Source organism: Chromobacterium sp. ATCC 53434 (assembly GCF_002848345.1).
Taxonomy (GTDB): Bacteria; Pseudomonadota; Gammaproteobacteria; order Burkholderiales; family Chromobacteriaceae; genus Chromobacterium.
This window is the reverse complement of the sequence record NZ_CP025429.1, coordinates 3,663,521-3,684,984: the sequence shown is the minus strand read 5'-3', so window position 1 is coordinate 3,684,984 and position 21,464 is coordinate 3,663,521. Positions and strand designations below refer to the sequence as shown.

The 21,464-nt window shown below is 64.1% G+C and carries 18 protein-coding genes and 2 tRNA genes; 7 read left to right on the top strand and 13 right to left on the bottom strand.

All coding sequences use genetic code 11. The features are described from left to right. Nucleotide 1: 1 nt before the first annotated feature. From CXB49_RS16210 to apbC, 7 genes are all read right to left on the bottom strand, one after another. The gene (locus tag CXB49_RS16210) at nt 2-4,156 is read right to left on the bottom strand and encodes a response regulator (RefSeq protein ID WP_158300913.1); all 4,155 of its coding nucleotides are present in this window, start codon (nt 4,154-4,156) and stop codon (nt 2-4) included. A 385-nt stretch (nt 4,157-4,541) separates the two neighbouring features. Then, a tRNA-Ser gene (locus CXB49_RS16205) sits at nt 4,542-4,631 on the bottom strand. A gap of 118 nt (nt 4,632-4,749) precedes the next feature. Beyond that, complete coding sequence (locus tag CXB49_RS16200) at nt 4,750-5,985, bottom strand: dicarboxylate/amino acid:cation symporter (protein WP_101709360.1); 1,236 nt, start codon at nt 5,983-5,985, stop codon at nt 4,750-4,752. A 400-nt stretch (nt 5,986-6,385) separates the two neighbouring features. Continuing rightward, nucleotides 6,386-6,664 (bottom strand): barstar family protein, encoded by a 279-nt coding sequence (locus tag CXB49_RS16195; RefSeq protein WP_101709359.1) that lies wholly within the window; start codon nt 6,662-6,664, stop codon nt 6,386-6,388. Next, nucleotides 6,655-7,098 (bottom strand): ribonuclease domain-containing protein, encoded by a 444-nt coding sequence (locus CXB49_RS16190; protein WP_101709358.1) that lies wholly within the window; start codon nt 7,096-7,098, stop codon nt 6,655-6,657. Before CXB49_RS16190 ends, CXB49_RS16195 begins: the two co-directional genes overlap by 10 nt. 43 nt (nt 7,099-7,141) lie before the next feature. After that, nucleotides 7,142-7,921 carry a glutamate racemase gene (gene murI / locus CXB49_RS16185; RefSeq protein ID WP_101709357.1) on the bottom strand — a complete coding sequence of 260 codons (780 nt, stop codon included), beginning with the start codon at nt 7,919-7,921 and terminating at the stop codon, nt 7,142-7,144. 8 nt (nt 7,922-7,929) lie between these two features. Then, on the bottom strand, nt 7,930-9,081 hold the full coding sequence (gene apbC / locus CXB49_RS16180) for an iron-sulfur cluster carrier protein ApbC (protein WP_101709356.1): 1,152 nt from the start codon (nt 9,079-9,081) through the stop codon (nt 7,930-7,932). Nucleotides 9,082-9,349: 268 nt separating this feature from the next. Between apbC and CXB49_RS16175 the strand changes: the two genes are divergently transcribed. From CXB49_RS16175 to CXB49_RS16155, 5 genes are all read left to right on the top strand, one after another. Continuing rightward, a complete protein-coding gene (locus CXB49_RS16175; RefSeq protein WP_101709355.1) occupies nt 9,350-10,603 on the top strand; it encodes an MFS transporter in 1,254 nt (417 codons plus the stop codon). 145 nt (nt 10,604-10,748) lie between these two features. Beyond that, a complete protein-coding gene (metG, locus tag CXB49_RS16170; protein ID WP_369826501.1) occupies nt 10,749-12,818 on the top strand; it encodes a methionine--tRNA ligase in 2,070 nt (689 codons plus the stop codon). Between the two features lie 342 nt (nt 12,819-13,160). Beyond that, nucleotides 13,161-13,346, top strand: a complete 186-nt coding sequence (locus tag CXB49_RS16165; RefSeq protein ID WP_101709353.1) for a hypothetical protein — start codon at nt 13,161-13,163, stop codon at nt 13,344-13,346. 125 nt (nt 13,347-13,471) lie between these two features. Then, the gene (locus CXB49_RS16160; RefSeq protein WP_101709352.1) at nt 13,472-14,095 is read left to right on the top strand and encodes a VC0807 family protein; all 624 of its coding nucleotides are present in this window, start codon (nt 13,472-13,474) and stop codon (nt 14,093-14,095) included. Nucleotides 14,096-14,550: 455 nt separating this feature from the next. Beyond that, nucleotides 14,551-14,627, top strand: a tRNA-Met gene (locus CXB49_RS16155). A gap of 377 nt (nt 14,628-15,004) precedes the next feature. Here the strand turns inward: CXB49_RS16155 and CXB49_RS16150 are convergent. The 6 genes from CXB49_RS16150 to yaaA form a co-directional block, all read right to left on the bottom strand. Further along, nucleotides 15,005-15,388, bottom strand: a complete 384-nt coding sequence (locus tag CXB49_RS16150; RefSeq protein ID WP_101709351.1) for a hypothetical protein — start codon at nt 15,386-15,388, stop codon at nt 15,005-15,007. 27 nt (nt 15,389-15,415) lie between these two features. Beyond that, the gene (locus CXB49_RS16145; RefSeq protein WP_101709350.1) at nt 15,416-16,465 is read right to left on the bottom strand and encodes a hypothetical protein; all 1,050 of its coding nucleotides are present in this window, start codon (nt 16,463-16,465) and stop codon (nt 15,416-15,418) included. A 91-nt stretch (nt 16,466-16,556) separates the two neighbouring features. Continuing rightward, nucleotides 16,557-16,940 carry a hypothetical protein gene (locus CXB49_RS16140; protein ID WP_101710735.1) on the bottom strand — a complete coding sequence of 128 codons (384 nt, stop codon included), beginning with the start codon at nt 16,938-16,940 and terminating at the stop codon, nt 16,557-16,559. Nucleotides 16,941-16,967: 27 nt separating this feature from the next. Then, on the bottom strand, nt 16,968-18,014 hold the full coding sequence (locus CXB49_RS16135) for a hypothetical protein (RefSeq protein ID WP_101709349.1): 1,047 nt from the start codon (nt 18,012-18,014) through the stop codon (nt 16,968-16,970). Between the two features lie 617 nt (nt 18,015-18,631). Beyond that, the gene (locus CXB49_RS16130) at nt 18,632-19,003 is read right to left on the bottom strand and encodes an N-acetyltransferase (RefSeq protein ID WP_101709348.1); all 372 of its coding nucleotides are present in this window, start codon (nt 19,001-19,003) and stop codon (nt 18,632-18,634) included. A gap of 58 nt (nt 19,004-19,061) precedes the next feature. Next, complete coding sequence (yaaA, locus tag CXB49_RS16125; RefSeq protein WP_101709347.1) at nt 19,062-19,835, bottom strand: peroxide stress protein YaaA; 774 nt, start codon at nt 19,833-19,835, stop codon at nt 19,062-19,064. A 110-nt stretch (nt 19,836-19,945) separates the two neighbouring features. Between yaaA and dtd the strand changes: the two genes are divergently transcribed. Further along, the gene (dtd, locus tag CXB49_RS16120; protein ID WP_101709346.1) at nt 19,946-20,398 is read left to right on the top strand and encodes a D-aminoacyl-tRNA deacylase; all 453 of its coding nucleotides are present in this window, start codon (nt 19,946-19,948) and stop codon (nt 20,396-20,398) included. Between the two features lie 4 nt (nt 20,399-20,402). Next, nucleotides 20,403-21,446 carry an FUSC family protein gene (locus CXB49_RS16115; RefSeq protein ID WP_101709345.1) on the top strand — a complete coding sequence of 348 codons (1,044 nt, stop codon included), beginning with the start codon at nt 20,403-20,405 and terminating at the stop codon, nt 21,444-21,446. Nucleotides 21,447-21,464: the final 18 nt, after the last annotated feature.

Here is a 21,464-nt window from a genome sequence, read left to right as displayed (position 1 = left end):
ATCATGTCATCCTGGGAAGGCCCAGCTCGATGGCCAGCGCCCGAATCGCCGCTTCGCCGCCGCGGAAATCGAAGTTTTCCACCGCGCTTTGCAGCGGGGACAGTTGATCCGCCAGCAATAGCGGTTCCAGCGCCTGCAACACCGGCTCGACAGCCGCCGGATCGTCGGCGTTGAACGCCGCCAGCGCTTTCAGCAGCAGCGGCCCCAGCGTGTCCTTGTCCGCCTCCTTCGCCGCTGGCGGCTCGGCGTCGCGCGGGGCCGGCGCGTAGCGGCTGATCGACGACAGCGTCTGCGTCAGCGCCGCCTGCAGCGCGTCGATCGCGGCGGTGGCGTCTTCGTCCTCCTGCAGCAGCTGATCCACTTCGCCGGCGGCGGCCGACACCTCGTTCAGCGCCAGGTTGCCGGCGGCGCCCTTCAGCTTGTGCGCAAGCGACTGCGCGATCACCTTGCCGGCCAAGCGCATGGTGGCGGCGCTGTCGCTGTAGTCGCGGGCGAATTTGCGCAGGTATTGCCGGTACACGGTCTCGTCGCGCCAGATTTCCAGGCCGTGGCTGACCGCCAGGCCGGGCAGATCGCGCTGCAACGGGGCCTGGCCGGCCGGTTCCGCCATCGGCGCGGGCGCTTCCTGGCGCCCGTTGCGACCGGACAGCGTGCGCAGCTGGGAGATCGCCATTTCCACATCGAACGGTTTGGCGATGTAGTCGGTCATGCCGGCGGCGCGCGCGGCGTCCTGCTGGGTCTGGAAGGCGCCGGCGGTCAGCGCCACCACCGGCAGATGGCTAAGCTCCGGCGTCGCGCGGATCTCGCGGGTGGCCTGGTAGCCGTCCATCACCGGCATCTGCACGTCCATCAGCACGATGTCGACGTCGCGGTAGTTGGCGGCCAGCCAGACCAGCGCCTGCTTGCCGTCGCCGGCCAGCGACACGCGCGCCCCTTCGCCCTCGAAAATGCGTTGCGCCACTTCCCGGTTGATGTCGCTGTCGTCGACCACCAGCAGGCGAAGCCCCTCCAGCCTGCTGCCCGGGCCGGTCGGCATCACGGGGGCCTCGCCCTGGCGCAGCCGCAGCGAGCGCGCCACCGAGTTGTACAGATTGGACGGCGTCACCGGCTTGTTCAGCACTTCGGTGATCAGATCGGCGCTCGGTTCGGCCAGCAGCTTTTCGCGCGAGTAGGCGGTGGCCATCAGGATGATGGGCATGTGCCGGCCGTCGCAGGCCTGGCGGATGGCGTGGGCGGCCTCCAGGCCGTCCATGTCCGGCATCTTCCAGTCCAGTATCACCACGTCGACCGAGGTCTGGCCGCCCAGCGCCTCCAATACCTGCTGCAAGGCCTGGCGGCCGGACTCGACCGTCGCCACTCTCCAGCCCAGCTCCCTGGCGGTGATGTGCAGCGCCTCGCGCGCGATCGGGTTGTCGTCGGCGATCAGCACATTGAGGCCGGCCATTTCCGGCACCGACAAGCGGCCGTTCGGCTCGCGGGGGAAGGTCAGGGTGAACCAGAACTCGCTGCCGTGGCCGGGGGTGCTGATCAGCCCGATTTCGCCGCCCATCAGCGCCACCAGCCGGCGGCTGATCGCGAGGCCGAGCCCGGTGCCGCCGAAGCGGCGGGTGGTGGAGGCGTCGGCCTGGGTGAACGGCTCGAACAGTTCCTGCTGCTTGTCGCGCGGAATGCCGATGCCGCTGTCTATCACCGAAAAGCGCAGCGTGGTCTGCTGCGGCTGGGCCATGGCCACGTCGATGGCGACCTCGACATAGCCGCGTTCGGTGAACTTGATTGCGTTGCTGGTCAGGTTGATCAGCACCTGCTCCAGCCGCAGCGCGTCGCCGCGCAGGTGGTTGATGTCGGCCGGCGGCGGCGCGATGATCAGTTCGATCTCGCGTTCGCCGACATTGGCGCTCATGATGGTGGAGATATTGTCCAGCACGTCACCGAGCCGGAACGGCGCCTGCTCGATTTCCAGATTGCCGGCCTCGATCTTGGAGAAGTCGAGGATGTCGTTGATGATGCTTTGCAAGGAGCGGCCGGCGATGCGGATCTTGCGCACCAGGTCCAGCGCCTCCGCCGGCAGTCCGTGCTTTTCCAGCAGATAGGCCAGGCCCAGCACCGCGTTCATCGGCGTGCGGATCTCGTGGCTCATATTGGACAGGAAGTCGGCCTTGGCGCGGCTGGCGGCCTCGGCGCTTTCCTTGGCGGCGCGCAGCGTCATTTCCAGCTCGTGCTGTTCGGTGATGTCGCGGTTGATGCCGGTGACGCGCCAGGGCTTGCCATCGTCGTCGCGCTCGACCAGCGCGCCGGCCTGGATGTAGCGAATCCGCCCGTCCGGCAGCACGATGCGGAACACCGGGGAGTAGATGCCGCGCCCGGCCACGGCGTCGAACAGCTCGCGCTCGACCGCTTCGACATCGTCGGGGTGGAGCCGGTCCCGCCAGTGTTGATAGTTCACCTGGTTGCGCAGCTCAGGCGGGTAGCGGTACATCTCGAACATCCGCGTGTTCAACTCCAGCGCGTTGTCGGCCAGCCACCAGGTCCAGATGCCCAGCTCGGCCACCTCGGCCGCCTTGCCCAGCTGGTCGCGGGCGCTCATCAGTTCGCGCTGGTATTTCTGCTGGGCGGAGATGTCGGCGGCCATGCCGAGGAAGCCCTGCAGCCTGCCGTCGTCGTCGCGCAGCGAGGTCAGGGCGATGGAGACCGGAACGCTGCGGCCGTCGCTGGCGGTGACGGTCCATTCCAGCTGGTTGGACTGGCCGCTGCGCGAGCGCGAGACCAGCGCCTCGAACGGATTGGCCGGGATGGTGCCGCTTTCCTGCGCCAGCTGCCGCGACAGTTCCTGCAATTCGGCGAGGTCCAGCCAGTCGGTGATGTGGCGGCGGCCGACGACTTCGTCGGCCGACTCGCTCAGCAGCGTTTCCGCCGCCGGGTTGAACATCGTCACCAGGCCAGACTGATCGGTGGCGATGATGGCGTAGCTGGCGTCGCTGAGGATGGCGCGCTGCAGCGCGGCGTAGCGCTGGATTTCCTGGGTGCGTTGCTGAACCTGGTTTTCCAGCGAGGCGTTGTTCTGACGAATCTGCTCGTGCAGCCGATTGCGCTGGCGTTGATATACCCAGGACAGCGCCGCCACCAGCAGGCCGCCCAGGCACATCGACAGCAGCGTGTCGCGGCGGGCGGTGGAGACGGCGCCGGCGATGATGGATTCCGGCAGGGCCTCGGCGATCACCAGGTAGCGGCCGTCGTGCTGCTGCGGCGCCAGCTCCAGTCGGCGCATCACCGTGTACACCTCGCCGGCGGATGACTGGAAGCGCTGCAGGCCGTCCTGGCCGTCCGGTGCCGGCAATGGCTGGAATTCGTCCTGCCAGCGCCAGCGCTTGCCGCGATCCTGGCCGAAAGTCTTGTCCGGGTTCGGATGGTCGAGGAAGTCGCCGTTCTGGTTGGTGACGTAGACGCGCACATTGCGCTCGCCGCTGCCGACCCGGAGATAGGACAACAGGTGGCGGGCATCCAGATTTATCGACATCACGGCGAACAACTTGCCGTCGGCGTAGATGGGCGTGGCCAGCCTCAGCACCGGCAACGGCGGCTCCTTGCCGTCCTGGCTGCGGTCGTGGCTGAGCCGGATATCGGACAGATAGACCTCGCCCGCCTTCAGGCGGAGCGCCTGCCGGTAGTAGTCGGTGTCGCCCTTGTGCTGAAGTTGCGCCGGCGGCTGATCGACCGGACCGTTGCGGCCGTTGATGACGTGGACCAGCTCGCGGGCGTTGTCGGCGCTGCCGATCAGTCGCAGTTGCAGCGTCTCCGGCGCGGTGACGGCGTAGGAGCGGAACAGCAGGGCCATGCGTTTGCGCCACAGGTCGGAGGTGCTTTGCTCCCCGAGGTCCAGGTCGTTGTGCAGGCTGGTGCGGGTCAGGCCGGCCACCGGCGGCGTGTCGGCCAGGAACAGCAGGCTCTGGCTGTAGCGCTCCAGGCTCTGGCTCAGCATCTCCAGCCGCAGCTGGGCCAGCGACGCCAGACGGTTGTGCATCGAGGTCAGCGCGCGCTCGCGTTCGTGCTCGCCGGCGATCCAGGTGACGGCCGCCGCCAGCAGGCCCCATAACAGCAGGCCGTACAATGCTATCCGCTTGTCGAAACCGAATATCCTGCTGGACGGTCTGGCTTCCATTGCGCGCTCCATCGATATCGGAGAGGGAGACAGGCTGCATGCGTCGCCGCGGCTCGGGCGCGCGGCTCCACTCGTCGCGGCGTTGGCCGGAGATGATTCGAGTGGCTTTACCCATTCAAGTTAGTCTATGACAAGCCATTTTTGCATCTGCCTGAGCGGCTTGTTTTATCCGCTGGGACGCGGAGGGCGAAAAATGGCGTGGTCGGGAAGCGGCGGGAGGGGGGATGGCACGCTGCGCATCCGGCGGCGGCGCGCCAAGTAATGCGGCATGGGAAGGGCGTTTCGGCGCGGCGCGAAAACGTCACGGGTCTGCCTGAGCAGGGGAAGTCGAGCAGGCAAGAAAAAAGGCCCTGCGTTTAGCAGAGCCTTGATCCTATTGGGTGACTGGCGGAGAGGGAGGGATTCGAACCCTCGGTACGCTCGCACGTACGCCTGATTTCGAGTCAGGTACATTCGACCACTCTGCCACCTCTCCGGCTTCAGTCGAGGAACGCATTCTAGATTGGGCATTCCTCGCTGTCAATACTGAAGTTGCGGAATCTTGCATGAAAAACGCCACCGGATACGGTGGCGTTCGATGGCGGCGGCGGCGCTCAGTGGCGCTTCAGCTCGCCTTCCCACTTGGCGACCACGGCAGTGGCGATGGAGTTGCCGACCACATTGGTGGCGGAGCGGCCCATGTCCAGGAAGTGGTCGATGCCGAGCAGCAGCAGCAGGCCGGCTTCCGGGATGTGGAATTGCGACAGCGTGGCGGCGATCACCACCAGCGACGCGCGCGGCACGCCGGCCATGCCCTTGGAGGTCAGCATCAGGATCAGCAGCATCGAGATTTCCTGGGCCAGCGTCAGATCGATGCCGTAGGCCTGGGCGATGAAGATCACCGCGAAGGTGCAATACATCATCGAGCCGTCCAGATTGAAGGAGTAGCCCATCGGCAGCACGAAGCTGGCGATCTTGTTGGACACGCCGAAGCGCTCCAGCTGCTCCAGCGTCTTCGGATAAGCGGCTTCCGAGCTGGCGGTGGTGAACGACAGCAGCAGCGGCTCCTTGATCATGCCCATCAGGTGCAGCAGCCGCGGGCCGACGATCAGCACGCCGACGGCGATCAGCAGCGCCCACAGGATGCCGATCGACAGATAGAACTCCGCCATGAACTTGCCGTAGGTGCCGAGAATGGACAGGCCCTCCTTGGCGACGGTGGCGGCGATGGCGCCGAACACCGCCAGCGGGGCGAAGTTCATCACATAGCTGGTGACTTTCAGCATCACGTGGGCGACGACGTCGATGACGTCGATCAAGGCCTTGGAGCGCTCGCCGAGCGCGGCCATCGCGCTGCCGAAGAACACCGAGAAGATCACGATCTGCAGGATCTCGTTGTTCGCCATCGCCTCGAACACGCTCTTGGGAATGGCGTGGGTGACGAAGTCCTTCAGCGAAATGGCGCTGCCCTTGATGCCGGAGTCGGCGTGCAGGTCCGGCAGCGGCAGGTTCAGCGCCAGGCCCGGTTTCAGCACGTTGACCATGATCAGGCCCAGCGTCAGCGACGCCAGCGATGCGCCGATGAACCAGGCCATGGTCTTGCCGCCGATGCGGCCGACAGACTTGGCGTCGCCCATCTTGGCGATGCCGACGACCAGCGTGGAGATCACCAGCGGGGCGATGATCATCTTGATCAGCCGCAGGAAGATGTCGGTCAGGATGGACATGCCATCGGCGAAGGACTTGATGGCGGCGGCGTCGTTGCCGGCGTACTGACGGAACAGATAGCCGACCAGAATGCCCAGCAGCATTCCGGCCAGGATAAAGACCGTAAGTTTTTTCGACTTCATTGAGTTGTTCCTGCCTGTTTGGAGACGATTCAAAACGAGCGTCGCATTTTCATGACATGACATCTGATAGGGTGAGGTGGTCATGCGTGGGCGCCGTGTGTCCGGCATGCTTCGCCTTGCAGCGGTCCAGCTACTTTATTGTTTTTAGCCAGGTTTTCAGGCTTGTTTCCTGTTTTTGTCGGACAGGAAGTAGCCGCCGAAGGTTAGCGATTATAGTGAGTTAGCGACAGCTTGTCTTGGCAGGATTTCGCCAATTGCGTTTCGTATTCGAATATGCTGGCCAATGATTGATGATTATTGGATTTTTATTTCAAAAACAATTGCCTTTAGCATTGAATTTGCCAGCGGCGAGGCATGAAAAGGGCAGCCCGGGCTGCCCTGTCGCGATACGGAAGCGCGTTTAACGACGGATGTCCAGCGCGACGTCGTCGCGCTCGTCGGCCACCGTCTGCAGAATGTCCAGCACCGTCGCGTAGACGTCGGCGCCCAGCGCCCGTTCCGCCGCCGCGGCGTCGTGCCAGACCAGCCGCAGCGGACCCGGCACCTCATTGGCCAGGCAGTCGTACAGCGCGTCCAGATTTCGACCGAAGTGGGGCGGCAGCGGCAGCTGTCGGCTCAACTGGTCGAACAATTGTTCCAGGCTGGCGATGGCGTGCAGCTCGCATTGGCTTAGCGGCATGGCGCCACCTCGACGAAGCGGTTGTAGTGATCGACGCTGACGAAGCGCTGCCCCTGGCGGCTGAATACCAGCCGGCTGGCGCCGCGTTTGCCGCCCTTGTAGTTGAGGTCGGCTTCCTGCCATTGGCCGGCGGGCAGGTGCCTCTCGTAATTGCCGAAGCGGTCGCCGCCCATCGCCTTGCCGTGCAACTGGGGCACGCTCCACAGGCTGCGGCCCGGCTTCCAGCCCGCGGCCTGCGCCTGGCGCTTGGTGACGAATTTGTCCGGCAGGCGGCCATCGCGGTTCAGGCTTTGCAGCGCGTCGGCCAATTCGGCGGCATCGAGCTTGCGCCCGGTCTGCTGATTGACCTGCTCGGCGGCGGCCCGGCAGGAGGGGGCGGCGTGGGCCGGCAGGCTCAGCGCGGCCAGCAGCGTCCATAACAGTCTTGTTTTCATTGCGGGTCCGATTGCGAAAGTGGGCCGCGCCGTGCCGGCGCGGCTAGTCCAGCGGCAGCGATTCCACCGGATAGGGATGGCCGATCAGCTGAGGCAGCCGCAACGCCATCTCGCCGGCGTCGGCCGCGGTGGTGATGAAGCGGTAATAATGGTCGCCCTGGCTGTCGCAGCCGTGCCGGCGCAGCAGGTCGCCGACGCGGCGGGCGATGGCCTCGGCCGGATCGTACAGCTGGATGCCGTCGCCGGTGATCTCGCGGATCAGCGGCTCGAGAAACGGGTAGTGGGTGCAGCCCAGCGCGATGTGATCGACGTTTTCCCCGATCAGCGGCTCCACCACGCTGCGCACCAGCGCGCGGGTGCGATCGCTGGACAGCTCGCCGGCCTCCACCTGTTCCACCCAGCCGTGGCCGGCGCGGCGCAGCACGTCGACGCCGTCGGCATGGTCGTCCAGCAGCGTCCTGACGCGCTCGCTGGCCAAGGTGTATTCGGTGGCCAGCACCGCGATGCGGCCGGTGCGGCTCATCGCCGCGGCCGGTTTGATCGCCGGCTCGATGCCGACGATGGGGATGGAGAGCTCGGCGCGCAGCGCGGCGATGGCGGCGGTGGTGGCGGTATTGCAGGCCACCACCAGCAGCGTGGCGCCCTGGCTGACCAGGTGGCGGCCGACCTTCAGCGCGCGTTCGATGATTTCGTCGCGGCTGCGCTGGCCGTACGGGCAATAGGCCTGATCGGCCAGATAGGTGATCGGCCAGTCGGGCAGGGCGGTGCGGACCGCGCGCCACACCGACAGCCCGCCCAGGCCGGAATCGTACATTGCGATCATGCTGCGGCTCAGTTGTTCTGGATCACGATCTTCGGGAACTTGCCGGAGAAGTCCTGCGCCTTCTCGCCGACCCTGACCGCCACGCGGCGGGCGATGGCGCGGTACAGCTCGGCCGGCGCGCCTGCCGGATCGGCCGCGACGCTGGGCTTGCCCTGATCCGCCGCCAGGCGGATCGCCAGATCGAGCGGCAGCGAACCCAGCAGCTCCACGCCGAAGTCCTGCGCCATCTTGGCCGCGCCGCCCTCGCCGAAGATGTGCTCGGCGTGGCCGCAGTTGGAGCAGATGTGTATCGCCATGTTTTCCACCAGCCCCAGTATCGGCACGCCGACCTTCTGGAACATGGCGACGCCCTTGCGCGCGTCCAGCAGGGCGATGTCCTGCGGCGTGGTGACGATCAGCGCGCCGGTGACCGGCACTTTCTGCGACAGCGTCAGCTGCACGTCGCCGGTGCCCGGCGGCATGTCTATCACCAGATAATCCAGCTCGTCCCAGCGGGTGTCGTTAAGCAGCTGCTGCAATGCCTGGCTGACCATCGGGCCGCGCCATACCATCGCCTGATCGGCATCCACCAAGTAGCCGATGGACATGGTCTGCACGCCGTGATTGGACAGCGGCGTCAGCTTGCCGTCGGCCGTTTCCGGGCGCTGTCCCTGCAGGCCCATCATCAGCGGCTGCGACGGCCCGTAGATGTCGGCGTCCAGCAAGCCGACGCGGGCGCCCTCGTCGGCCAGCGCCAGCGCCAGGTTGGCGGCGGTGGTGGACTTGCCGACGCCGCCCTTGCCGGAGGCGACGGCGACGATGTTCTTGACGCCGGGCAACAGCGGCACGCCGCGCTGGGCCGAATGGCTGACGATCTGGCTGCTGACCTCCACCTTCAGCGCGCGGCCTTCGGCCAGCGGCGCCAGCGCCTGCTCGAACTGCTGGCGCACCGCGTCGAACTGGCTCCTGGCCGGATAGGCCAGCACCACGTCCAGGCTGATCTCGGCGTCGCCGCACTTGAGGTTCTTGACGTTCTTGGCCGCGACATAGCCCTTGCCGGTATTGGCGTCGATCAGCGGTTTCAGGGCTTCTAGAATCTGGGTTTCGAGCTGTGCCATGGTTTCGTTCTGCGTGGCCTGGCCGGCTTGGCCGCTGAACAGGCGGGTGATTTTGGAGAACATGCTGCGTTCCGGAGCGGAGTTGCCGAATAGTGTTGTCGGGTTGGGGCGCGAACGGGGCCGCGCCGGATTGACTCATCTTACTCCTGTGCGATCGGGAAAGGCAGGGGGCGACGATGTTCAGTTGACGCTTATATAAGATTTTTTTGATGAAAGTCCTTGAATACAGTAGAATTGTCTGTTTGGCGCAAAGTTTTCCGCCAGCTGCGCCCATGATTCGGCCCCGTCCGGCCGGATCCTGTTCTTTAGAATCGGAAAGGCCTCCCCCTTCATGCAGTCCAAACACGCCAAGCTCACCCTGTCCAATCTGCTGTTCCCCCTGGCCCTGGTGCTGTTCGAATTCGCCGTCTACATCTGCAACGACATGATCCAGCCGGCGATGCTGTCGGTTACCCGCGAGTTTCTGGTCGACGCCTCCTGGGCGCCGTCGTCGATGACGGCCTTTCTGATCGGCGGCGCGCTGCTGCCGTGGCTGACCGGCCCGCTGTCCGACCGCATCGGCCGTCGCCCGGTGCTGCTGTTCGGCGTCGCTTATTTCACCGTCGTCTGCCTGGCCACCTATCTGGTCAGCTCGATCGAGGCCTTCATCGCGCTGCGGCTGTTGCAGGGCGTCGGCCTGTGCTTCATCAACGCCGTCGGCTACGCCTCGCTGCAGGAATCGTTCGAAGAGACCGCCGCCGTGCGCGTCACCGCGCTGATGGCCAATGTGGCGCTGATCGCGCCGCTGGTCGGCCCGCTGGCCGGCGCGGCGCTGGTGGAGCTGGCGCCGTGGCGCAGTTGCTTCCTGTTCATCGCCGCCTTGTCGCTGCTGTCGTTGATCGGCCTGTATCTGAAGATGCCGGAGACCGTTGAGGCCAGCGGCGAGAAGCTGCCCTTGTCCAGCATGGGCCGCGACTATCTGAAAGTGTTCGGCCACGGCCGCTTCGTGCTGGCCGCGCTGTGCATTCCGCTGCTGGCGCTGCCGCTGATGGGCTGGATCGCGTTGTCGCCGGTGCTGCTGGTGCGGGACCTGCACATGAGCACCGTCGAGTACGGCCTGATGCAGCTGCCGGTATTCGGCGGCCTGATCGCCGGCAATCTGGCGCTGGCGGTGATCGCCGACCGCTGGCCGCTGGGCCGTTCCGCGCTGATCGGCATGTGGCCTATCGTCGGCGGCCTGACGCTGATGGTCGGCGGCGTGCTGCTGTCTTCGGCGCCGCAATACTGGATGGTGGCCGGCATGAGCCTGATGGCCTTCGGCGAGGGCCTGGCCTTCGGCGTGCTGTACCGTTTCGCGCTGATGGCCACCGACCGCGCGGGCCGCGGCACCATCTCGGCCAGCATGAGCATGCTGGCCATGGCTGGCTACGCCGTCGGCATCGAGCTGTTCCGTCTGGTGTACCAGGCCGGCGGCCTGGCCGGTTTCGCCGTGCTGGCGCTGTGCTTCTCGCTGGCCTATGTCGCGCTGGGGCGCAAGATGGTTGGCGTCGCGATGGCCGAGCGCGAGGCGCCGGTCATGGGCGAGTTGGCGGGCCAGAGCGCCTGATTCCACCGTCTTCGCCGTCACAAGCCCGGTCGCCGCGCGTTCCGGGCTTGTGTTTTTTCCGCGCGGCGATGGCGGCGGCGCGGCGCGATGGCCGCCTGTCCGTTCTGTCTCTATAATCGACCGCTTGAGATTGCCTGACTGGGGAATGATCCGAATGACCAAACGCAAGATTCTGGTGACCAGCGCACTGCCTTACGCCAACGCGGGGCTGCACCTGGGCCATATGCTGGAGCAGATTCAGACCGACATCTGGGTGCGCTTCCAGAAGATGCGCGGACACGAATGCTATTACGTCTGTGCCGACGACACCCACGGCGCGCCCATCATGCTGGCCGCCGAAAAGCGCGGCATCACTCCCGAGCAGCTGGTGAACGAGGTGCGCGAATTGCATGTCGCCGATTCCCAGGGCTTCCTGATTGGCCACGACAACTACTACAGCACCAACAGCCCGGAGAACAAGGCGCTGGCCGAGCAGGTCTATCTGGCGCTGCAGTCCGACGACAAGATCGCCTGCCGCACCATCGAGCAGCTGTTCGATCCCGAGCGGCAGATGTTCCTGCCGGACCGCTTCGTCAAGGGCGAGTGCCCGAAGTGCAGCGCCAAGGACCAGTACGGCGACAACTGCGAAGTATGCGGCGCCACCTACGCGCCGACCGAGCTGAAGAACCCGTACTCGGCGGTGTCCGGCGCCAAGCCGGTGCTGAAGACCTCCGAGCACTACTTCTTCCGCCTCGGCGAATGCGCGGACTTCCTGAAGGCCTGGACCAGCGGTTCCAGCCGCCGCGCCGACGGCGCCGTGCAGCCGCACCTGCAGCCCGAGTCGCTGAACAAGATGAACGAGTGGATAGGCGGCGGCCTGCAGGATTGGGACATCAGCCGCGACGCGCCGTACTTCGGTTTCGAGATTCCGGGCGCCCCAGGCAAGTATTTCTATGTCTGGCTGGACGCGCCCATCGGCTATATGGCCAGCTTCAAGAACCTGTGCGAGCGGCTGAAGCTGAACTTCGACGAGTGGTTCGCCAAGGACAGCCAGACCGAGATGTACCACTTCATCGGCAAGGACATCCTGTATTTCCACGCGCTGTTCTGGCCGGCGATGTTGAACTACTCCGGCCTGCGCGCGCCGAGCGGCGTGTTCGCCCACGGCTTCCTGACCGTCGACGGCCAGAAGATGTCCAAGTCGCGCGGCACCTTCATCCAGGCCAAGAGCTATCTTGATTGCGGCCTGAATCCGGAGTGGATGCGCTACTACATCGCCGCCAAGCTGAACGGCCGCATCGAGGACATCGACCTGAACCTGAACGACTTCGTCGCGCGGGTGAACTCGGATCTGGTCGGCAAGTTCATCAACATCGCCAGCCGCTCCGCCGGCTTCATCGCCAAGCGCTTTGACGGCGTGCTGGCCGCCCAGGTGTCCGACGGCGAGATTCTGGCCAAGCTGCAGGCCGCGGCCGGGGAGCTGGCCGCCGCCTACGAGGCGCGCGAATACGCGAAGGCGCTGCGCGATGTGATGGCGCTGGCCGACATCGTCAATGGCTACGTCGACGCCAACAAGCCGTGGGAGCTGGCCAAGCAGGACGGCCAGGACGCGCGGCTGCAGGATGTCTGCACCGTGTTGATCAACGCCTTCCGCCTGCTGACGATCTATCTGAAGCCGGTATTGCCCAAGCTGGCCGAGGACGTGGAAGCCTTCCTGGACGTGGCGCCGCTCGCCTGGGGCGACGCCGAAACCCTGTTGCTGGGCAAGAAGATCAATGCCTACCAGCACCTGATGCAGCGCATCGACCCGGTGCTGATCGACAAACTGATAGAAGCGAACAAACAGAATATGCAAGCTACCCAAGACGCGCCGGCCGTCGCCGCGCACGAGCCGTTGGCCGAAACCATCAAGATCGACGACTTCGCCAAGCTGGATCTGCGGGTAGGCAAGGTGCTGGAGTGCGGCTTCGTCGAAGGTTCGGACAAGTTGTTGCAGTTCAAGGTCGACCTGGGCTTCGAGACCCGCAACATCTTCTCCGGCATCCGCAAGGCCTATCAGGAGCCGGAAAAGCTGGTCGGTCGCCATGTCATCGTGGTCGCCAACCTGGCCGAACGGAAGATGCGCTTCGGCGTCTCCCAGGGCATGATAGTTTGCGCGTCCGGCCTGGACGACGGCGAAGGCTTGTTCTTGCTGGACGTCGACGCCGGCGTCAAGCCGGGCATGCGTGTCGGTTGACACGCCTGTCTCGCCATGGCTTGATACAGATCATGGCAAATAGGTAGTACCACCAAGTAGTTTGCTGAATCTTGGTTATCCGGACCCCGGCCGCCATATTGGTAGCTGGGGTCTTGCATTGAGAGCCTGCTTGAGGGCGTCGTCGAGGACTGCGTTTTTCCTGTCGGCGAAAAGACTTTGAACAGGCTCTGGGCGGCGTCACGGTGCTGTCATCAGCGCTTGCTACAGTGCGCAGAGGGATTGTCCCGGGTCGCCGCGCCGGCTGGAACTTTTTGGAAACGTCGGCGACTAACATCAGATATGTGTATGTTTTTAGTGAAAAAAAGAAAAAGGGAAGCAGATATGAAAATCTCGCAATTGAAGCCTGGCTACAAAGTGTTCGAACATAAAGACGGCGGCAGCGTGGTCCACTACGAAGTGGTCAGCATCCGCCAGGTTGGCAAGATGTTTGAAGTGACTTTCAAGTCCGCGCTCGGCCTGGCCAGCGCGATGTATCCCGCGAATGGTTTCATCCAGGCCGCGGCCTGAACCCATTTTCTCCGGCTCCGTCCGGAGCCGGAATGCCAGACCAAGCCCCGCAAATGCGGGGCTTGTGCTTGACGGCGACGCCGAAAGGCGGCAATTTCTCGGTTTTATCCAGAAATGTCCTTGTCATGCCTAAACGAGTCAGGCTGTTGCTGGAGCTGTTGGTCAATTTCCTGCTGCCGTGGCTGTGCTATCGCTGGGCGCGGCCGCATTGGGGCGAAATGGGCGGCCTGTTGCTGTCGGCGCTGCCGCCGTTGTTGTGGAGCGGCTGGGAGCTGTGGCGGGAGCGCCGGGTCGACGCCTTGAGCGCGCTGGTCTTGCTGGGCATCGTGTTGTCGCTGGCGGCGATGGCGCTGGGCGGCGGCGAGCGGATGCTGTTGTTGCGGGAGTCGTTGTTGGGCGGCTTGTTCGGCGCGGCCTTCCTGTTGTCCTTGCTGCTGCCGCGGCCGCTGGTGTTTTATCTGGCCCGCGCGACGATGGAGCGTCAGCGGGACGATGGGCGCGAGCATTGCGAGCAACTGTGGCAGCGGCCGCTGTTTCGCCGCGGCATGCGGGTGATGACCTTGTTGTGGGGCTGCGGGCTGGTGCTGGAAATGCTGTTGCGCAGCTGGTTGGCCTGGCACTGGCCGGTGGAGCGCTCGCTGCTGTTGCTGCCGTGGGTCGGCTACGCGGTGATGGGGAGCTTGTGCGCGGCGACTTGGTTGTTGCGCCGACGCCTGGCGGGTGGCCTGGCCGCGGCGGCGGAAATGTGACAAAAGTGGTGCCTGATTGGCATTAATTATTGAATTCGGATATCATCAAGCTCAGTCCTGGGCCTGAGTGAAGACAAAAAAAATGGGCCGCACTAGGCGGCCCGAAGTTCCGTGATGAACACTTAGGAGAACAGGCATTACCAAATCTGTCCGCGCTGGCAGTCGCTGACAGAGCGCAACGCCCGTCAAAATGCACAGGGCCGGTTTCGCTTCCTGAACCGATTGGCAGATCGAATCCGGGAGGCGGTTGCAGCGCCGCTTTCGCGTCGTTGCCGACCACGCTGTCAATGTAGCGGTCTTTTGTTGACCGCTTATGTGTTTGCTGTCGCCAACTGTTAAAGAATGTGTAGCCTCCTGGCGGCCCGGCCAACGCTTTTTTTGCACAGGGTGTTGACGAGAAGTTTTAGCTGGCGTATAGTTCACTTCTCTGCACGAGACGCAGAAAAGAATTCAGACGCGGGGTGGAGCAGTCTGGTAGCTCGTCGGGCTCATAACCCGAAGGTCGTAGGTTCGAATCCTGCCCCCGCAACCAATAAAGCAATAGGCCAACTTTTCGGAGTTGGCCTTTTTGCATTTCCGAACCGCGAAGGCGCCGCATCGGCGGCTTAGGGCCTCTTCGGCAGGGGTGGATTCCCTAGGCTGGGCGGCGCATCTCGCGGGGTACGATTCCAGCATCCTTTTCGTCAAACCGATTGTCTTCAAGCTATTGTCGGCCGAATGGTCCGTGGGATCCGCATAAGGCGGAGGGGGCGGGTTTCGCACGCGATGGTTTTGACGCGAAGCGGGGTACCTGCCGGGCTCTGGGCTGAGGAGCCGCATTGCGGAATGAATGCGGTCGCGCGCGATTGCGCGCGGCCGGGTTGCGGCGTCATGTCGCGTAGCCATGCCGCCAATGGCGGAGCCCGTCCGTCAGGTGGGCTGCTTGGGGATGGGCGGCTGTTGGACGGTGCCCGGGTACTTGCTGGTGATAGGATCGCCCTGGCTCATGATCGGCGAGGCGGTGTCGACGGTGGTGGCCGGATCGTTGAAGATCGTGTTCTGTTGCGCGGCGGCCTGCCCCATGGTTTGAGTCAGTGCACCGATCAAATTAAATACGTCCAGAGCCTGGGGCGAGGTCTCTCGCACGATTTTCGGATCCTGCGGGCCCGGCGTGTACGGTTTCGATGGGTCGTGCGGGGGCACGGCGGTGGACTCGGCGGGCGTGCCCGGAATATAGCCGGCGATGCCGCCTTCCGCGGTCGTCCCTGATTGGGAAGCGGTTTGCGCGGTGCTGAAGATATTGTCAAAGACCATGATTGTCATCCTTGTCTGTGATGTGGCTTACAGGTAATGCGGCCGTGCGATGTTGAGTCCGTCGGGCACGGGAGCTAGCGGCTCGGTCGCGAAGACGGTGTGTTCCACATTGAGGTCCGACACCGTCTCGGCGATGCCCAGCGACCGATAGGGCCGGCCGGCCGGCAGCAGATTGCCGAGGGCGGCGAGATTGTGCGCGATCACATTGCTCGTCGCCGGCGTCGGGCTTTGCGGGGGGGCATCGGTGACGGGCACTGGATTGGGGTAGTGCAGGGCGACATACCCCGCGAAGTCGATGGGCAGTTCGTAGATGAACTGCCTGATCTGGCGTCGCTGCGTAACCATCGTTTCCACGCGGTTTGCCGCCGCGATGTCGCCCGACAGCGAGGATGCCGAACTCCAGGATGTCGTCAGCGATCCGCTGACCGAACCGGTGATGCCCAGCAGCAGCTGGGCGAATTCCGCCGCGGTGCCCTTGGCGGAGCCCGTTCCGGTTTCGGTCGTCGTGGTCGTCACCGTTTGCTCGGTTTGACTCTCGTCATCGTGGCCTACGCCTTTTGGGTGATGGATATCGATATGCGTCGTCGATGTCACATTGGCAAGACTGCTGGCTAGGCTTGCTTGCAACTCTTCCTCCAGCTCTGCGCTGGCGCGACCTCCGAATGTCAGTTGGGCGGTTCCTGCGAGAGACCAGCTGATCGTATTGGAGACGGTGAATTTGATCGCGTCTTTGAACGATCTGGTTTCCCCCGACCGATTCGCATAGACGCGGGTGGACAGCACGTCTGCCGGCGGTTGGATGATGTTGGAGCGCTCTTCGATCAGCGGCTCGCCGACATTCAGGTAGGCCATCCAGCCCAGTGTGGATGCGTTTGGGCCGGAATAGTTGCCGAAGATGGATTCGTTGATCGATATCCCATCTGGTGATTGGCCGTCGACTTTCAGGCCGTCGGCGGCCAGGAAAGTCTGCAGCGCGTCCCAGGTGAGGCCGAGTTCGACCAGGTTTTGCGCCGTTATCAGATGGCGTACGCCATTGTCGATTTCATAGCTTGGAGCAGTCGCTGTTACCGTACTCATCTTTAGTTTCCTCCAAAGAGAGATGCCACATTCCGCAGCGCTTCATCGGATGAAGCCGCGCGAGCCCATCATTGTCGACATTGCCCGTCCGTCAGGCGGGCTGCGTGGGGATGGGTGGCTGCTGGACGGTGCCCGGGTACTTGCTGGTGATCGGATCGCCTTGGCTCACGATCGGCGCGGCAGTATCCAAGGTTGTGGACGGGTCGTTGAAGATCGCATTCTGTTGTCCGGCGGCCTGTCCCATGGTTTGAGTCAGCGAGCCAATCAGATTGAATACGAGCAAGGCCTGGGGTGAGGTCTCTCGCACGATTTTCGGATCCTGCGGGCCCGGCGTGAACGGTTGGGACGGATCGTGCGGCGGCACGGTGATGGATTCGGCGGGCGTGCTGGGGATATAGCCGGAGATGCCGGCTTCCGCGATCGTTCCTGATTGGGAAGCGGTTTGCGCGGTGCTGAAGATATTGTCAAAGACCATGATTGTCATCCTCGTCTGCGATGTGGCTTACAGGTAATGCGGCCGCGCGATGTTGAGCCCGTCGGGCACGGGATATAGTGGCTCGGTCGCAAAGACGGAGTGTTCCACATTAAGCGCTGATACCGTTTCCACGATGCCCAGCGACCGATAGGGCTGGCCGGCCGGCAGCAGATTGCCGAGGGCGGCGAGATTGTGCGCGATCACATTGCTCGTCTCCGGTGTCGGGCTTTGCGGGGGGACATCGGTGACGGGCACCGGATTGGGATAGTGCAGGGCGACATACCCCGCCACGTCTATTGGCAGTTCGTAGATGAACTGCCTGACCTGGCGCCGCTGCGTGACCATCGTTTCCACGCGGCCCGGGACGATAAGGCCTGACAGAGAGGAGCTGGATGTCCATGACGTTGTCAGCGATCCGCTGGCCGAACCGGTGATGCCCAGCATCAACTGAGCGAACACCTCCGCGGTGCCCGTGGCGGAGCCCGTTCCGGTGTTGGTCGTTGTGGTCGTCACCGTTTGCGCGGTTTTGCTTTGATCTTCGGTGCCCTCCTCTTCCGGGTGATTGTGCTCGATATGCGTGTTTGACGTCGTATTGGCAAGACTGCTTTCCAGGCTTTGCTGCAGCTTCACGGTCAAGGCCGCGCTGGCGCTGCCGCCGAATGTCAGTTGAGCCGTTCCTTCTAGAGACCAGCTGATCGTATTGGAAATGGAGAATTCGACCGACTCGTCGAACGAGCGGGCCTCTCCCGACCGGTTTACATAAACACGCGTGGACAGCACGTCTGCGGGAGGTTGAATGATGTTTGATCGTTCTTCGATCAGCGGTTCGCCGACATTCAGATAGGCCATCCAGCCCAGGGTGGATGCGCTTGGGCCGGAATAGTTGCCGAAGATGGATTCGTTGATCGATATTCCATCCGGCGATTGACCATCGACTTTCAGGCCGTCGGCCGCGAGGAAAGTCTGCAGCGCATCCCAGGTGAGACCAAGTTCGTTCAGGTTTTGCGGCGTTATCAGGTGGCGTACGCCATTATCGATTTCATAGCTTGGAGCAGTCGCTGTTACCGTACTCATCTTTGTTTCCTCCAAAGAGAGATGTCACATTCCGCAGCGCCTCGTCGTGTGAGGCGGCGCGGGTCTCGTTTCTGCTGACATTGCCCATCATTCGCGAATCAGGCGGCCGGCGGCTGCGCGCCTTCAGACTCCAGCATGCTGCTGGAATACGCATGATCCACACTCAACTACTGCCTCGCGTTTTATGTTGTCTGCGAATCACTGGTGATTTATTAGTTATTGTTGTTACTGTTAGCACTAGAACTAAAATGCTACAAGTGAACTTTTTATTTCGCCCGCCCGCGCATGCCTGCCACAAAGCGATAGGTGGACAAAGCCATGCCGAGGCCTGGCAGACTCAGACATCCCAGGGACGGGCTTTTTGCCGCCATGGCATGGAAGGGCGGCTGGGGAAGAGGCGGGAGGGTCTGCCATCCAGGAGTCGAATGAGCTGGCGCAGGCGGATGGCCTGGAAAGGCGTTGGCGCGTGTTTTTGCTTGTCGGCGGCATGATCGATTCTGCCGAGGCCATTGCCCGCGCCGCTCGGAAAACGCGGACTCCACTGGCCGGGCGGTGGTTTTCGCGCCCAGCATCCGGCAGAAAGCGGCCGATGCCGCAAAAAGATCGTGAACAGGCTCTTAGGCCGCGAAGGTTTTCAGCGCCTCGCCGGCGAAGTGGTAATAGATCTTGTCCTCGACGATGTCGGCGCCGAGGCGGCGATAAAAATCCACCGCTGCGGCATTGCCTTGTTCAGCGGTCCAGTCCATTCGCCGGCAGTCGTATCGCAGTGCATGGCGTGCTAGCGCCTTCATCAGGTCTTTGCCGCCGCCGTCGCGCTCCGCCAGCATGACGTGCAGGCCGCAATGCGGCTGGAACAGCTTGGCGGCGACATGGCGCGCCGAGGCCAAGCTGTCGGCGCGCCCCGGACCGAAATAGCGCAGGTCTGTCTGGTAGAACGGCTCGGCCAGCGCGGAGGCGCCGGCGGAGGTGGTGAGGCCGGCGGCTATCATGCTTTTGTCCTGTCTGGGAGAAACATGATGCTAATGGCCGGGGATGGGCTTGGCCAGATTACTCGCGGTCGCGGCGGAAGACCCAGCTCAGTTCGCTGGAGGCGGCGGCGTCGAAGGCATAGCCCTCGCTGTCGAAGCCGCGCAGCTGTTCCGGATCGACGACGCCGCGCTCGGCGGCCCAGCGCGCCATCAGGCCGCGCGCGCGCTTGGCGTAGAAGCTGATGATCTTGTACTGGCCGTTCTTCCTGTCCTGGAACACCGGCGTGACGATGGCGGCGTTCAGCGCCTTCGGCTTCACCGACTTGAAGTATTCGTCCGAAGCCAGGTTGACCAGCGTGCGCTGGTCCAGCGCCTCCAGTTGCGCGTTGAGCCTGGCGGTGACGGTGTTTCCCCAGAACTCGTACAGATTCTTGCCGCGGCTGTTGACCAGCCGGGTGCCCATCTCCAGCCGATAGGCCTGCATCAGGTCCAGCGGGCGCAGCACGCCGTACAGGCCGGACAGGATGCGCAGGCGTTGCTGCAGGTAGTCGGTGGCGCCGGGGCTCAGGCTGCCGGCGTCCAGGCCTTCGTAGACGTCGCCCATGAAGGCGTAGATCGCCTGCTTGGCGTTGCCGGCGGTGAACGGACGCTGCCAGTCGGCGTAGCGGCCGACGTTCAGATTGGCCAGCGCGTCGCTGATGTCCATCAGCTTGGCGATGTCCAGCGGGCTTTTGCTGCGCAGAACGTCTATCAGTTCGGCGCTGTGGTCCAGCAGGTCGGGCTGGCTGTGCTGTTCGACGGCGGGAGGCGTTTGGTAATCCAGCGTCTTGGCCGGCGAGATGACCATCAACATGCGGCGGTTCCTTTTCTTTGACTGGCGCTATTGTACCGAAGCGGGACGGCTCGCGTCCGCCGCCGTGGAGTGGGTAGAATGAAACCAGTGTCACGACGAGGAATGCCGGTATGCGGGTGTTGGTGCAAAGAGTGAGCGAGGCGGCGGTTGCGGTGGAGGGGGAGACCCGCGGCGAAATCGGCGCGGGCGCGCTGCTGCTGGTCGGGGTGGGGGAGGCGGACGGGCCGGACGATATCGACTGGCTGGTGCGCAAGATCAGCCAGCTGCGAATCTTCAACGACGCCGACGGGGTGATGAACCGCAGCCTGCTCGATTGCGGCGGCGACGCGCTGGCGGTCAGCCAGTTCACGCTCCACGCCAGCGTGAAGAAGGGTAATCGGCCTTCGTATTCGCGCGCGGCGCGCGGCGAAATCTCGCAGCCGCTGTTCGACCGTTTCGTCGCCGCGCTGGCGGCCGCGCTGGGCAAGCCGGTGCCGACCGGCGTGTTCGGCGCCGACATGCGGGTCAGTCTGATCAACGACGGCCCGGTCACCATCTGGCTGGACAGCCGCGATCCGGAGTAGCGCGATGAGTCGCTGGCAGCAGTCGTGGCGGGTGCTGGTGGTGCCCTACTATCTGAATCGTTACGCGCGACAGGTGCATGTGCTGCGGGTGGCGCTGGCTTTCCTGGCCGGTCTGGCGCTGGTGGTGGCCAGCGGCATGCCGCACGGCGGCTGGATGCTGGTGACGATATTGATCGTGTTGGGCGGCGTGCCGCATTGGGGCGGGGTCAGGCGCAAGGCGCTGGAACGGATGGGCGGTTCGCTGCTGGGCGCGCTGGCCGGCCTGGTGGCCATCGTGTTGCACGGCGTGTCGCCGTACGCCTGCTATGGCTGGATGCTGATGGTGATCGCGCTGAGTACCTGGCACGCGCAGGGCCGCGGCGGCTATCTGGCGCTGCTGACCGGCATCACGCTGGTCATCGTCGGCGGACTCGGCGACGAGCCGATCAACGAGGCCCTGTGGCGCAGCTGCAATGTGCTGGTCGGTTCGCTGATCGGCATGGCGGCGGCGGCGACGCTGCCGCTGCGGGCGATAGACAGCTGGCGCTTTCTGCTGGCCGACAATCTGCGCGAGGCGGCGCTGCTGTACAACCGCATCGCCCAGCGCTTTCCGCTGGTGGACGAGGCGGCGCTGGAGCAGTTCAACGACAGGCTGATCCGCATGCGCGGCCTGATGGCGTCGGTGACGCAGGAGTCGTCGCTGTCCTCGTCGCAGTTGGAGCGGGTGCAGGGGTTTCAGCGCGGCATCTGGACCTTGCTCGATCGGATGGCCGAGGTGGCCTCGGTCACGCCGGCGCTGGCCGAGGACCGCTCGCCGCGCCGCGCCATCGTCCGCACCTTGCTGCGGGCCGCCCACGCCTTGCGCTTCAACCAGCCTCAGCTGCTGTCCGAGCCGCTGCCGGAGGCCGACAACCCGGCGGCGATGCTGCGGCCGTCGCATTGCCATTGGCTGGTGGCGGAGCTGGCGCTGACGGTGGAGGCCTTGCGCAGGGAGTTGCAGCTGATATTGCCGCTGCTGATCGCCGCGCCGCCACCAGCGCGCAGCCTGGTGCGCCGGCTGCGACGCTGAGCGAAATGAAAAACGGCC

Excerpts from the sequence above, each read along its gene's own strand:
- CXB49_RS16210 (WP_158300913.1), bottom strand. The coding sequence starts at position 4,156 with ATGGAAGCCAGACCGTCCAGCAGGATATTCGGTTTCGACAAGCGGATA.
- CXB49_RS16200 (WP_101709360.1), bottom strand. The coding sequence starts at position 5,985 with ATGAAGTCGAAAAAACTTACGGTCTTTATCCTGGCCGGAATGCTGCTG.
- CXB49_RS16195 (WP_101709359.1), bottom strand. The coding sequence starts at position 6,664 with ATGCCGCTAAGCCAATGCGAGCTGCACGCCATCGCCAGCCTGGAACAA.
- CXB49_RS16190 (WP_101709358.1), bottom strand. The coding sequence starts at position 7,098 with ATGAAAACAAGACTGTTATGGACGCTGCTGGCCGCGCTGAGCCTGCCG.
- murI (WP_101709357.1), bottom strand. The coding sequence starts at position 7,921 with ATGATCGCAATGTACGATTCCGGCCTGGGCGGGCTGTCGGTGTGGCGC.
- apbC (WP_101709356.1), bottom strand. The coding sequence starts at position 9,081 with ATGTTCTCCAAAATCACCCGCCTGTTCAGCGGCCAAGCCGGCCAGGCC.
- CXB49_RS16175 (WP_101709355.1), top strand. The coding sequence starts at position 9,350 with ATGCAGTCCAAACACGCCAAGCTCACCCTGTCCAATCTGCTGTTCCCC.
- metG (WP_369826501.1), top strand. The coding sequence starts at position 10,749 with ATGATCCGAATGACCAAACGCAAGATTCTGGTGACCAGCGCACTGCCT.
- CXB49_RS16165 (WP_101709353.1), top strand. The coding sequence starts at position 13,161 with ATGAAAATCTCGCAATTGAAGCCTGGCTACAAAGTGTTCGAACATAAA.
- CXB49_RS16160 (WP_101709352.1), top strand. The coding sequence starts at position 13,472 with ATGCCTAAACGAGTCAGGCTGTTGCTGGAGCTGTTGGTCAATTTCCTG.
- CXB49_RS16150 (WP_101709351.1), bottom strand. The coding sequence starts at position 15,388 with ATGGTCTTTGACAATATCTTCAGCACCGCGCAAACCGCTTCCCAATCA.
- CXB49_RS16145 (WP_101709350.1), bottom strand. The coding sequence starts at position 16,465 with ATGAGTACGGTAACAGCGACTGCTCCAAGCTATGAAATCGACAATGGC.
- CXB49_RS16140 (WP_101710735.1), bottom strand. The coding sequence starts at position 16,940 with ATGGTCTTTGACAATATCTTCAGCACCGCGCAAACCGCTTCCCAATCA.
- CXB49_RS16135 (WP_101709349.1), bottom strand. The coding sequence starts at position 18,014 with ATGAGTACGGTAACAGCGACTGCTCCAAGCTATGAAATCGATAATGGC.
- CXB49_RS16130 (WP_101709348.1), bottom strand. The coding sequence starts at position 19,003 with ATGATAGCCGCCGGCCTCACCACCTCCGCCGGCGCCTCCGCGCTGGCC.
- yaaA (WP_101709347.1), bottom strand. The coding sequence starts at position 19,835 with ATGTTGATGGTCATCTCGCCGGCCAAGACGCTGGATTACCAAACGCCT.
- dtd (WP_101709346.1), top strand. The coding sequence starts at position 19,946 with ATGCGGGTGTTGGTGCAAAGAGTGAGCGAGGCGGCGGTTGCGGTGGAG.
- CXB49_RS16115 (WP_101709345.1), top strand. The coding sequence starts at position 20,403 with ATGAGTCGCTGGCAGCAGTCGTGGCGGGTGCTGGTGGTGCCCTACTAT.